Genomic DNA, 15015 nt, shown 5'->3' with positions numbered 1-15015 from the left:
TACTCAATAATGTTATTCTTAAAATTTTCTTAATTTTTTCACTATTTTTTTTACAGTTATAAATAAAAAAAAGCCACTGGAAATATCCAGTAGCTTTTTTATTAGCAATTATTTAATAACTGCTTTGACATAAGTCTTGTTAGAAGTAATGTATTCATTCTTGCCAACGTATAGACGAGTAATTCCATGGAATTTAACCACTTTACGTACGTGGAATACTTCTCCACGGTACAATCTTCTTACTGAATTACGTTCACTGAATGTCTTGCCTGTATGGATCAATGTTCCAGTAGGCTTGATTACACGGTACTCCTTGTATTGTTTCTTGTAGTAAGCGCTTTGTACTTGTTGACTTGCGGTTACCACATCACCATTACTCAAACGGTATCTTGGGATACGGTTCTTGTAGTACTTCACACCAACAACTCTAAATACAGTTGAATTGTATCTTGCTGAGTAAGCATATTCTCTGATTCGAGTGTGGTTAGTGAATTTAACACGGTTATGAGTGAAGATAGTCCCTACATTGTAGATGTATCTTGGCATATGTCTCTTCATTTCCTTCTTGTATGTCGCAACGAAAGTACGAGCATAAGTTGCAGAATGATGAGTGTAAATGTCCTTAGGAATTGCATGACGTTCTAGCGCCTTGTTAATTCCGGCCTTCTTACCGTGTGATCTTTGAATCTTGATTTCATGCTTCAAACCTTCCTTGAAGGTGTAGCTGTATAGCTTGTCCTTGTTTAGAAGATCCTTAGCAGAAAGCTTCTTGTTCTTCTTAAGAGTTCTCTTAGCAGCTTCGATACCCTTTAGGTAACCATTGTAACCACTTATGAATGCAGCATCCTTAGTCTTAAGAATGTCGCGGTTGGCTTTAGTGTCACCCTTAGCGGCAAGTCTCATTCCAGCTAATCCATCCATAGCTGTCTTGTAACTTTCCTTGTAGTATTCGTTGTTTGACTTAGAGCCTCTCTTCTTAAGAGCATCGTAGAAACCGGCCTTAGCTTGAGCATATTGTTCTTTGTATGCCTTAGCAACTGCAGGATCGGTAATCTTAGGTGCCTTATCGTTCTTCCAGAAGTCTAGCGGAGCAGAAGTATCTGTTGGGATACTTGCCTTACCCTTAGCAAATCCGATACCAAATGCAATGTTGTAGTAAGCATCATTTGTACCAGCTTGAGTTGACTTACTGTTGTAACCATTGTAGAAACCACTTAGGATTCCAGCATAAGCATCACGGTAAGCAACTGGGTCTACACCGTTTGGAACTGGGATTTGACTTAGGTCAGCTGGTAATTGCTTGTTAGCCTTTGCATCAGCAACAGCTTGAGCAACAGCAGCTTCAGCAGTAGCTAGTCCCTTTTGGTAATCAGGATCTGTGCTACCGGTGTTTGGATGACCATCAGCAATATCTTGTAGGGCTAGTACGTATTGGCTAGCTCTTTGACGTCCAGCAACAGCAGCTGGAGTGTTTGAAGTTGCGTCCTTGTCGTCTACACCATGTAGCTTGTCTAGGAATGCATTAGTTGCATCGTTGTAAGCTTGTGATTGTGCCTTTTGAGCAGCACCGTTTTGACCCTTAGTTGCGTCTGGTTCGTTTGCGTTTGCAGCATCTGCACCAGTCTTAGCAACCTTTAGACCATCTAGGTAAGCGTTCTTGAAGGCGTCACGGTAAGCGATTGACTTGTTGCCTAGGTTATTAGCAATGTATGCATCGATATCTTCAGGCTTGATGCTTCCATCAGTAGCAGCCTTGTTGTATCCATCAACAGTACCGTTGAATCCATCCTTTTCAGCTTGAGGAGCAGCGGCAGATGGTTGGTTAGTTGCGTCAGCCTTAGCTTCTTCAACACCCTTAGCAGCATCTTGAGCACCCTTCAAACCAGTTAGGTAAGATGGATCCTTAGCGATTGATTGGTTATCATCGCTGACACGGCCACCGTTGTTAACTGCGTCTTCGTGACCCTTTTCAGCGCGTTGTGCAGCTTCCTTAGCAACTTCACCTAGTCCCGCGTTGTCACCTTCAACAGATGGAACGTCGTTGACTGCCTTACCACCTAGGTAAGCATTAACACCATCAATTGCGGCTTGACTAACAGCAGCTTTGGCCTTTTCATAGTATGCCTTGTAAGCTTGAGCATTAGCTGGATCCATACCTGCAGCGGTTGGGTCTTCCTTAGCATTACCATTGTTCTTCAAGTAGTCATTGATAGCGTTTTCAGTTGCTTGGTAAGCAACTGAACTCTTATCAATACCATTGTGATCCTTTAGTTCTGGATCTTTGTTTTGAAGAGCATCTTTGTAAGCGTTGTTTGCGCCATTTCTTGCCTTTTCGTAAACAGCTTGAGCAAGACTATTTGGAGCATATGATGAACCGTTATCGTTAGTGTCAGTAGCACCATTAGTTGATGCAGTTTGAGCACGTGATAATGCGTTCTTGTATGCAGCGGCGTATACAGGATCCTTAGCAGCTAGTTCACTAGCAGTCAATGGTTGTTGACCATTCAATACAGCATTGTATGCATCTTGAGTTGCGTGGTATACGTTACCAGCATCTGTGTCGGCATTGTCGCCACTGTATTGTGCATCCTTAGAAGGATTATCTGCTTGGGCGTCTGATAGAGCGTCCTTAGCATTTTCTAGACCCTTGTTGAATGCCTTGTCTGCAGCAGTAGTTGCGTTTGGCTTAGCCAATGTTGACGCGCTAGCAGTTGAGTTTGTTGGGTTATCGTCACCAAACAATGCTTCAGCACCATCAGAAGCGTTGTTCTTACCTTCAGCTAATGCCTTTTGGTAAGCAGCTTCGTATACTGGGTTGTTGTCAGAAGTTGCATGATCTCCTGGCTTAGCATTGTCCTTACCAGCAACATCGTTAAATGCTGCAGCAGCACCCTTAGCAGCTTCATCACCATTTACAGAACCTGTATTTGGATTTTGACCTACTGCGTCTGGGTTTTCTTGAGCATCTTGGTAACCTAAACGCGCATCAATGTATCCTTCTTGGTTAGCAACGGCATCTACTGACTTGTTGTTAGGGTCAGTAACGTGGTTACCTTCTTTACCGTCGGAAACGAATGCCTTGGCACCATCTTGAGCTGCCTTGGCAGCGGCGTTTTCAACAGTTGCGTATGCATCAGCATAGATTTGAGCGTATGGCTTAAATGCATCAGGTACTTGACCTGCATTTGTAACCTTGTCTAAACCATTCTTACCGTCAGCTAATGCAGCCTTAGCGGCAGCGGCAGCAGCTTGAGCAGCACCGGATACATCAGCGTCAGTTGAGCTTTCACCTGGAGTAGGTTGAGCATCGTTACCGTTGTTTAAGATGTTGTCACGAGCAGCCACAGCCGCCTTAGCCATTTCAACACCCTTTTGGTAACTTGCATCAGAATCACTTGAGAAGTCACCTGATGGATTACTCATCGCATCGTCGTAACCAGAAGCAGCTTTACTGTATCCATTATCGTGTGCATCAATAGCAGCTTGAGCATCTTCTGTTGGTTGACTAGCTGATAATCCCTTAGCAAAGTCTTCAACACCAGCTTGTGCAGCGGCCTTAGCATCTGCATTAGCCTTGTCGTAAGCAGCCTTAAATGCTGGACTTACATTTGTTGGTTCATTAGTTGATCCAGTCTTACCGTCAGCGTAACCAGCCTTAGCACCGGCGTATGCTTGAGCAGCAGTGTCATCGTTAGGAACAAACTTGCCATCCTTGGTAGTACCGTATTGGGCATCCTTGGTTGGGTCATTTAACTTAGCATCTGCAATACCTTGAGCAGCCTTAGTAGCAGCATCGTCGTATGCAGCCTTTTCCTTAGGTGTTGCAGCATTGTAATCATTTGAGTTTGCAGCAGTTGCAGCAGTACCACCGTTTGCGGCAGTATCTTGAGCAGCCTTATCAGCAGCAGCCTTGTACTTGTTGTAAGCAGCATCAAATGTATTATCGTATTGATCAGAAGGAGTAACACCTTCTGGAGTTGGGTAATGACCGTTGACCTTGTCAGGCTTAGGTTCACCGTTAGTTGCTTTGTCGTAAGCTTGTTGAGCAGCTTGGTAACCAGCAGCAGCAATACCAGCTGGTTGTTGTTCGTTGTTACCAAATGCACCAGCACCCTTACCGAAAGCATCACCAGCAGCTTCAATTGCTTGAGCAAATGCAGCTTGCTTCAATGAATCGTTTGGATACTTAGCTTGAGCAGCTTGGTTAGCGGCGTTCTTCAAGTCGTCACCAGTCTTACCAGCGTACTTATCTGGGTTAGCTGAGTATTCAGCTTGACCAGCTTCAGCAGCAGGCTTGATGGCGTCGTAAGCAGCCTTTTGAGCATCTGAAGTTAAGCTTGCCTTACCAGCATCTGGAGTACCATTTACAGCATCTTGAGCAGCCTTTTGGATTGCGGAAGCATCGTCAATACCTTGCTTGTATGCAGGGTTGTTAGCTTGCTTAGTAGCATCAGCCTTGTTTGCTAGTCCGGCATTCAAACCAGCAAGAGCATCGCTTTGAGCCTTGTCGTAAGCAGCCTTATCAGCTGGGTTAGCTGGTTGTTGAGCCTTGTTACCATTACCAAAGTCAGTTAGTCCCTTAGCAGCGTCATCCTTAGCAGCCTTGTAAGCTTGAGCATAAGCCACTTGATCAGCAGGACTGAATCCGCTTTGATCAGTTGGTTCGTCACCATTAGTATGGTTGATTGCATCGCTGTAAGCGTTAGCTGCAGCAATGTATGCGTCGTCCATATCTGACTTGTTGTCAGGGTTATTGTATCCATTTGCGCTTGCTAGGTCAGCATCCTTGTCAGATTGACCGGAAGCAACATTTTGACTACCTTGAACAGCAGCAACAGCGTTTTGAACGTTTTGTGCTTGTTGCTTAGCGAGTGCATAAATTGGCGAAGAACTCTTAGGATCATTTTGGTCTGAAGCAGGTGTTTGTGAACCATCCATCATACCAGCTAATGCGTCCTTGTAAGCTTGTGCTTTAGCAGCATCACCAAATGTTTGAGCTATTTGGTCGATATGGGTTGGGTCAGTATTTCCAGCAGCGAAGTCCCTAGAAGCCTCTTGGTATGCAGCTTGTAGTGGAGTACCAGCTTGAATACCAGCTTGTTCGTTTGCGTTATTATGGTTAGAACTACCTTGCTTACCACTTAATACTTCAGCCATACCCTTGTTAGTGTCATGCTTAGCAGCATTGTATACAGCAGCTAAAGCAGGATCAGTTGGTTTTGTATCGTTTTTACCTGGAGTTGCAACAGCATTTTGACCAGCCTTGTTAGCAGCAATCGCATCTTCTAATGCCTTTTGGTAAGCAGCCTTGTAATCTGGAGATTGTTGACTGTAATTTGCTGGAGTTTGAATGGCACTTGGATTACCATGGGCGTTCTTAACTGCGGCAATAGCGTTAGCATAACCCAAGTAAGCATCCTTAGCAGCGTTGCTAGGTAAAGTATCGGGTGCAGTGTTAGTATCTGGATTTTGAGTTTCCTTAGCTGCACTAACACCAGCTTGGTCAGCTTGTCCTTGAGCGTATGCCTTTTGATAAGCTGGAGTTGCTTGAACATCTTCAGGAGCATTTTTAGTTCCATTTAATCCATCTGCGTAACCGGATGAAGCTTCATCCACACCAGCGATGTATGATGGATTAGCATTTGTTCCATCCACATCTTTAGCGGTTGTAGAACCATCTAATAGGGCATCAGCACCACGAGCAGCTTCACCAGCAGCCTTAGCATCTTTAAATGCTTGTTGGTCGGCTGGGTCTGAGTTAGTTGGTGTAACACTTGAATCGTCAGCCTTACCAGCGTTGTAACCCTTGATAGCATCGTTAAATGCATTCTTGTATGATTCCTTATCAGATGCAGGAGTATCTGCAAGTCTTGAATCATTGTCACTAGTAATTGGTTGTGGGTCATTGCCATTAGCAGCCTTGTTGGCATCATTGATAGCATCCATTGCAGCCTTCTTAGCTAATGCTTGTGAGTTAGCAACTGCGTATACAGGTGACTTGTCGTTAACATCAGTTCTACCTTTAGAAGCATCATCCAAAGCCTTCAATGCTTCTTGGTATACTGGGTCACTTGCGTTTGCAGGATCAGCAGCCTTCGCAGCATCTAGATTACCATTGGCAGTTGCATAATCATTAACAGCAGCTTCGTACTTAGCTTTGTCGTTAGCACCAGCTTGTAGACCAGCTTGTTCGTTACCGTTATTAGGATCTGAAACTGATTTGCCAGTTAATCCTTCTGCATAACCCTTGCTTGCATCAGCTCTAGCAGCATCGTATACGGCAGCTTGAGCTGGGTTGTCACTTGGACGAGCAGCAGCTGAACTTGGGTTATCAACAGAATCTTGACCAGCCTTGTTAGCGTCTACAGCATCTTGGATTGCCTTTTGGTAAGCAGCCTTAAAGTCTGAACTTTGTGAGTCAAAGTCATTTGGACGGTCAGCCTTAGTAGCATCACCCTTAGCAGCCTTAACTGCAGCCACAGCAGCAGCGTAACCCTTGTAAGCGTCAGCGGCTGGTTTGTTATTTGAGATGTTACTTGGTACGTTGTTAGCATCTGGAGTTGATTGTGACTTAGCAGCATCAACACCGGCCTTGTCAGCTTGTCCTTGAGCGTAGGCCTTTTGGTAAGCAGGAGTTTGCTTAGCTAAATCGTCACTACTCATTGGAGTTGCGTCATTTAGACCTTGTGCGTAACCGTTGTTAGCTTGAGTAACACCTTGAGCGTAGGCCTTCGTAGCTGGATCGTCGCTGTTTAGATCGGAAGCAACTTCATCGTTTGACTTCTTACCACTCAATGCATCGTTTGCACCACGTGCAGCTTCACCGGCAGCCTTAGCATCTTTAAATGCTTGTTGGTCAGCTGGATCTGAGTTATCTGCTGTAACACTAGGATTATCATCCTTACCAGCGTTATAACCCTTGATAGCATCATTGTAAGCATTCATGTATGATTGCTTGTCTGATACACCAGCAGGAACGTCATTAATGCTATTAATTCTTGAAGGTTCAGTACCATTAGCAGAGGTATTTGCAGCCTTGATTGCATCCATTGCAGCTTTCTTAGCTAGTGCTTGTGAGTAAGCAACAACATATACAGGTGATTGTTTATCATAATCTGATGGGTTATTACCATTAGCAGCATCATTTAGAGCCTTCAAAGCTTCTTGGTATACTGGGTCACTTGCGTTTGTAGGATCAGCAGCCTTCGCAGCATCTACATTACCATTAGCATTTGCATAATCTTGAACAGCAGCTTCGTACTTGACTTTGTCAGCAGCACCCTTGTTGTTACCTTGAGTTTCGCTTGCGTTATTGCTGTCTGATACTGATTTACCAGTTAATCCTTCAGCATAACCCTTTTGAGCGTCATTTGCAGCAGCTTTGTAAACGTCGGCTAATGCAGCAGGAACTGGGGCTTGAGTGTTTGTACTATCTGGAGTTAATTGTGAAGCAATACCTTGTCTAGCAGCTTGCTTAGCATCTTCTAACGCAGCGTTGTATGCGTTGTTGTATGCAGCGGGCTTGCTTGAATCGTTAATTTCAGATAATGAATCAACATTACCTTTGGCATTCTTAACTTTAGCGATAGCATCAGCAGCACCCTGGGCAGCCTCTGAGTTGTCAGAGATACCGTTTTCAGCATTTTGGAAACCAGATTTATCGTTACTTGCGGCGTTATAACCTAAGGCATATGCATCTGAAGCATTTGGTTGAGAAGCCTTACCATGTAATGCATCTGCATAACCTTGTTTAGCCTCCTTGTAACCATCAGTAATTGTTGGATCACTTTGATTATTTGCACTACCATTTGTAAATAAATTAGCACCTTGAAGTTTTAATCCATCTGCTTTGGCAGCGTTGAATGCGGCAGCACCGATAACATCATTATTGATACCTTTAGAGGAAGCTGTAGCACTTGGATCACTATTTTGGTATGCCTTAAGAGCAGCATTGTAGGCCTTGTCGTATACATCCTTGTTATGGGCGTTACCGTCATTAGGAGTTGGATTAGAAGTACGTGCATCACTCTTAGCTTGAGCAACAGCAGCTTGAACGTCAGCATATGCGTTTTTTTCTGTTGTCAAATCATCGTTACCAGTAGCTTGTGTTGGTTCAGTAGATGCACTAGCACCATCAGTTAATGCTTTTGCGTAGTTGTAGCCTTCAACAGCAGCGGCTGGAGATTTTGGAGCTGGTTGACCACTCAATGCTAACTCGTAACCAGATTTAGCTTGATCATAACCCTCTTGTTGTTTGGCAGTTAAACCTTGAGGATCGTTTGCAGTTGCTGGATTCTGGGCATTCTTAAGAGCGGCGATTCCTTGACCGTATTCAAAACCAGCTTTGGTTGCTGGATCAGCGTTAGCAGGAGCAGGAGCAGTTAACATAGCACTTTCACCTTGCGCTTTTCCGTCGTTAAAGTTGTTGTAAGCATCAGTGTATTCTTGATCCTTGTTAGCCGAATTATCTTTTGATTTACCATTTTCAGCGTCACTTACACCCTTGGCAATGTCGTAACCAGTCTTGTAAGCAGGTGTCTTGTCAGAAGCTGGTGTGTCTGCGCTGTTTGCGTTATTAGCATCGCTAGCCCCAGCAGCAGCATCGTTTTGCACCTTATCATAAGCTTGTCTATTTAAACCGTTACCTTGTGGTCGATTTGCTTGTGAACCAGACTTGTAATCAGCAAGCGCATTAGTTGCGGCTGGACCTGCAAGTGCAAGTTCCTTATTGTATGCGTATTGATAAGCTAATGATTTTTGCTTTAGTTGATCGGCTGTTAATTTGGTTTGCTTACCAGTTGCAGCATCTAAAGCATCTTTGGTTGCATTGAAACCATCAGTTTTAGCTTGTGACGGAGCTGGGTTAGTTGGTAGGCTTTGACCAGTGGTTGCTAGATTAGCACCAGTTGTTTCATCAGACTTAGCTTGTTGACCAGCTTGGTAAGCAGCTGTTTGATTTTCAGGAGCATTGTTGTTGTCACCGTTAAATCCATCAGTTGCATTGTCGAATGCATCCTTGTATGCATCATCATTGTTGTTGGAGTTCTTTTGAGCACCGCTTAGAGCGTCAGATGAACCCTTAGCAATGTCGTAACCAGCCTTGTATGCGGTTGATTGGGTTGCGTCAGGTGCTGCTGGACTATTTGGATTATTAGCAGCTTGTTCACCAGCAGCAGCATCGTCTTTGACAGCTTGGTAAAGCTTTCCATCAGCACTGTTTAGATCAGTTGGTTGGTTAGTAGTTGAACCATTCTTGTAATCAGCAAGTGCGTTGTTTACTACTGGAGTAGCAGCAGCAAGAGTCTTATTGTATGCATCTTTGTAAGCTAATGACTTGTTAGTTAGGTCAGGAGTAGCCTTCTTACCAGTTGCAACATCATAAGCATCCTTAGCGGCTTGATAACCATCTTTTTCAGCTTGTGAAGGAGAAGCTGGTAGGCTTTGACCAGTGGTTGCTAAAGCAGCACCATCTTGTGAATCAGTCTTAGCTTTTTGACCAGCTTTGTATGCAGCTGTTTGTTTTTCAGGAGAAGTGTTGTTTGCACCGATAAATCCATCATTTGCATTGTTGAATGCATCCTTGTATGCATCATCATTGTTGTTGGAGTTCTTTTGAGCACCGCTCAGAGCGTCAGCTGATCCCTTAGCAATGTCATAACCTTCCTTATATGCATCTGATTGACTTGAATCAGGTGCTGCTGGGCTATTTGGTTGGTTAGCATCAGAAGCACCGGCAGCAGCAGCATTTTGAACTTGAGTATATGCTTGATTATCTACTCCAGTACCTTGAGGAGCATTTTTATTGCCATTCTTGTAATCAGATAGCGCATTGCTTACAACTTGGTTAGCATTTCCGATAGCATCATTGTAAGCTGCTTGATATGCCAATGATTGTTGTTTTAGTTGATCTGTACTTAATTGCTTCTTTCCAGTAGCAACTGCATAAGCGTCTTTTGTCCCGTTGTAACCATCAATTTCAGCTTGTGATGGAGAAGCTGGTAGGCTTTGACCTGTTTTGGCTGAATTAGCACCAGTTTTTTCATCAGTCTTGGCAGCTTTACCAGCTTGGTATGCTGGTGAATTTTGTTCTGTTGTTTGATCAGATGAAGTTGGATTTCCATTGAAACCATCTTTTGTATCATTGTATCCAGCAAGTTGTTGAGGATCTGATGGGGCTCCCTTTCCATTCAATGCAGCTTGTTGACCGGTTTGATATTTAGCATATGCATTGGCGAATCCTTGCTTGTATAGCGCTTGTTGTAATGGTGTCATACTATTGTATGGAGCTTGTGAGAAATCTGTTGCCGGAGCAGTCTTACCACTTCTAATGTCTTTCACAATTTGTCCATATGCTGTTTGTGCTGCACTGAAAGCAGTTGGATCAGTGTTATCCGGAGCTTTTGTATCACCATTCGCAACAGCATCCATTGCGGTTATACCAGAATTATATTGTTGTTGAACTTTATCATAAACTTGTTGACCAATTGGATCTGTACCCTTTGGTCTATTACTTGTGTTACCAGCAACTGCATCATTGATGGCGTTTTGTGCATTTTGATAAGCATTGTTAAAGTTACTCTTATATAATGCATCATTACTACTACTATTTACCTGAGTTGGAGTATTTACATTATTAGGAGTATTAATATCACTTACTGCGTCTTTGTTAGCAAGGTAATCTTGATAAGCTTGTCCCATTGCTTGTAGATATGCAGTTGGATTTTTAGCGCTTTGATAAGATGATAGTCCCTTTATCTTATTTAGTAAGTCCGGATTATTCTTAATAGAATCAAAGCTTGGTGCTGTTGTTGGATCAGTTACCCCTAATTGTCTCAACAAGTCAGGAGTCAATGCACCAGCACCTGCCATTACACTATCATATGCGTTAGTATAATCAGTATTTCTACCGTATTGTGTAGGATCAGGATTATTTTGACCGTTTCTAAAGTCATTTAGAGCTTTTTGATAACCATTTTCAGCATCTTGTCCATTACCTGACGCAATAGAAACATTTGCACCAGGAGCAGTTACTAACTTACCATTGTTCAATTGATATCCTTCAATGTTAGATGCATAGGTACTTCCACCTGACGGATTATTGCTTGGTAAAGCAGTCATGTAGACACCATTTACACCATATCTAAGGTATACACCAACAGTTTTAACGTTACTTAGTGGCACTGTGAACTTGATTGGAATAATTGAAGATGAAGGATCTGCGTCATCGTTATAAGCATTAGTATCAGCTTTATCAAGATTTGAAATAGTTCCTGTGGTTGGAATACTTGAATCATTCTTGTTAGCTGATGACACGCTAGTACTAATAGGTGTTAGATTATGGTAATCATCTGGACCAGTTGAAGCATTACCAAGCGAATCGTATATAGTTCCAGTTGTATTTCCAGTTGCATATTGGATATATACTTTATTTTTAGCGTAAGCTGCATCAGTTCCACCACTATTAATTGCACTTTGATATCCTGAAACCTTTGCGTATCCGGTAACAGTTACAGTACTATCACTATTAATAGTTGTTGTTAAAGGACTTGAGAAGTATACAGATGGAATACTTTGTATTTCCAAAACTTGTGGTGTTGAAGTTAGTGATGCATAGTTCTTATTATTGATACTTTGCATGTCTTTATTCAAAGCATTGACAGTTTCACTTCCAGAAGATCCATTTGAAGTCATTGAGTAGTTGTAATAAATCGTTCCATTAACCTTACCAGTGTAGGAATTGATACTACCAGATGAGTTAACAAATACAGCTTTTGAAGATGTTGATCCTTTGTCTAAAATAACGTGACTATCACCGGAATCATTAACTGTCAAATTACCATAAATTAATGGGAATGCGCTATTTCCACTACCATCGGGAGTAGATACAATAAGGTTACCTCTATTAGCAACGTTAATTTGACCAAGTGATCCAATGTAAATTAAACCGTTTCCTGGAACATTGTTACCAATGTTTGTGGCTTTAGCTTGTAATACACCACCGTTAGTAACTAAAACTTTACCTTGGTATACGTAAACTAATTGGTTACTTCCGGTATTTGAGTAATTGGCTGTTTCAACGTTGATTCGACCGCCATCTATTGTAACGGCATTAGAATTATAACTCTTACCATTAACATAAATACCACCATCAGAAGATCCTGCAGTTGTGTTATCTTGCATAATATTTAGGTTGGCATTTTTATTAACATTTAAAGAACCACCATCAATTTGAACACCGTAACCATTAGCTGAGTCTCCACCAGTACCTCTATTAATAACCGTCATACTTGAGTTTTCTGATAGAGTTACATTACCACCTGAAACGTATACAACTGATGTCCCAGAATGTGCTCCTGCAGTACCAAAATAGTGAGCACCTTTATTAAGAACCAAGTTCTTAATATATAGATTTAATTGGTTACCCGGTCCCGCTTCAACGACATTGCTTTCCCATGGTGAGGTATAGAAATCATCACGTTGAGAAACGTTAACATTTCCGTCCATAAATACTTGGTTATTTATGGCACTAAGTAATTGGGCCCCAATATAATTAAAGTTTTTAAAGTAAACATTACCGGTACCGCTAAATGCAACAGGACCCCAGTAGTTAGCTCCGTATATTGTCTTAAAGTTTTGTAAATGAACTGATTGGTTTCCATCGCCACCTGTATTAAAGGTATAATTTTGATTATACCAATCGGCAATATGATTATTTCCATCAATCGTTAAATTCTCAAAACTGTTACTTAAACTAGGGTTTGAACCATTAGAGGCGGAGTTGCCTACTAAACTAATATCATTAATAATATTAATGATATTTTTATGATTCGTATCAATTCTAGAGTTTACTGTTCCACCTACACTGGTTGAGCCACCAGTCAATAGTTTATTCATTTGAGTACCAGTACTTACATAGTAAACACCTTGTTGATCCTTGCTGTATACATCATTGTATCCAACTTTATAAGCAGAAGTGAAATTGGAAGGATTACTCAATTGAGCAACTCCTGTGTAATTATCACCATTGAATTGAGTGCTAATAGCAGCTTGTGCACCTAAGTACGCTTGATCATAAAGGTTATCTGAATTGGAACTTGGAGTATAGATGCTTCCAGTTTTTCCGTTAGCACCCGTAATACCTTGCCACTTACCAGTTTCAGCATCCTTAATACCTTGTTGAATCAAGGCATTGTTGATTCCATAACGATAAACAACAGATAGAGCACCTAATAATGAACTATTGTCTTGAATATCCTTTTGGGAAGCAACAGTTACACCTGATGTAGAACCGTTTAGACCTGTATTGGTTGTATTGTCATATAGGTTACTAATATCGTTTTCATAACTAATAGCTGTATCATGGGCAGTCTTAGGATCATCAGCTCCACCAACTGTACCTTGTGGAGCATCACTGTATTGACCAGTATATGTTGCAGCATAAGATGCATTGTATGAAACATTTGCAGCATTTACATATCCATTAGTTACGTTAGCACCACTGGCTGAACCAGGTGCATAGCTAGTTGAATAAACACTATTAGCAGTGTTCTTGTAGTATACATAAGCTTGTGATCCAGTACCTTGGGCACCTACTTTATTGTTATATTGAGCTAAAGCAGATTCGGCACCTGCATAAGCCGCACTATAGAATGCGGATTGAACAGCGTCACTTGCGTATGATTGTTGGTTGTTAGTACCGTAAACAGCATCGCTAATGGCTGCAGACATGGCAGCAGCATAGCTACCACTTGCGTAACCTACACCCTTTTGGTAGTTTGAATCGCTTGCATTTGATTCTGCAGCACTATTACCGTTTAAGGTGTCGTTAAACCCACCGCTTGCCATACTGTAAGCAGTGTTATATGTAGATTGGTTAACAGAGCCTACGTTTGAGTTTACTGTGTGTCCTTCAACGTAATCATCAATACCCGCACTTGTAGCGTTTGCAGATGCAGCAACACTATTGTTGATAGATGTTTGTCTAGCCGAACTAAATGCTGAATTGTAAAGGCTTTGATCTGCAACATTGGATGCTTGGGAGCCTGTTGTATTAAAATCATGAGCACCTTGACTAGCAGCACTTGAGGCTGTTTCAAAAGCTGTATCATAAACGTCTTGGTCAGTACCATAATTTGATGCTCTAGAGTTTCCAGTTACAAAGTCATTAAGGCCTTGGAATGCAGCGTTTGATGCAGCATTAAACGCTGTATCATAGACATCTTGGTCTGAACCTAGACTAGTTGCATGTGAGCTACCTGCTGAAAAGTCATTGTGACCTTTGGCAGATGCACTTGAAGCAGCTGTGTAAGCAGATGAATATAGATCATTGTTTGATGATAATGTGGCTTGTGAATTACCAGCTGCGAAATCATCGTGTCCACGTTGAATGGCAGCTGCTTGTTGTGATTGAGCAGTTGATGATGCTGCATCATAACCAGTATTATATGCATCTTGGTGGTCTGGATATGAGGCTTTTGATTTTTTAGCAGCAAAATCACTTGAACCTGCACTTGAAGCTGCAGTACTTGCTGCAGTAGAAGCAGCACTGTAAGCAGCATTATAATCATCTTGGTAGGATGATAATGCTGATTGAGTTACTCCGGCAGTTCCATCTGAGCTACCTTGAGATGCAGCTGCAGACTTTAGTGCTGCTGTATCAACAGATGCACCAGAGTTTTGTGAACTACCTTGTTGTGATTGAGACTCACCGGAGTTTCCACTGTTAGTAGTGGCTGTTCCGTTTGAACCACCTTGTTGTGTGGTTGTTTCACTTGAACCTGTGGTTGTTCCGTCAGCGTGGGCAACTACTGATGAAGTAGATGTCATGCCATAGGCGGATGCACCAAATAGAGCTAAGGTAGCAACGGATACAACGACCCATTGTTTCTTAACTTTTTTCATGACTTTTTTGTCATTTACTTTATTAAATTTGTTCTTATTATATTGCAATATATCATCCCCTAAAGTGCAATCTATATAAAATATTGGACCTATCGTCTCAATCATGATACCACT

Annotated in this window: 1 protein-coding gene; it reads right to left on the bottom strand. The window is 42.0% G+C overall.

The genetic code is table 11. The annotated features are described in order from the left end of the window. Positions 1-108 precede the first annotated feature (108 nt). Entirely contained in the window at positions 109-14949 is a 14841-nt protein-coding gene (locus RZ78_RS01205) for a DUF5776 domain-containing protein (protein WP_054607871.1), read from the bottom strand. Positions 14950-15015 lie beyond the last annotated feature (66 nt).

Origin of the sequence: Apilactobacillus kunkeei (genome assembly GCF_001308195.1) — a bacterium.
GTDB lineage: Bacteria > Bacillota > Bacilli > Lactobacillales > Lactobacillaceae > Apilactobacillus > Apilactobacillus kunkeei_C.
The sequence above is the reverse complement of the archived record's forward strand: the minus strand, read 5'-3'. Positions and strand labels throughout refer to the sequence as shown.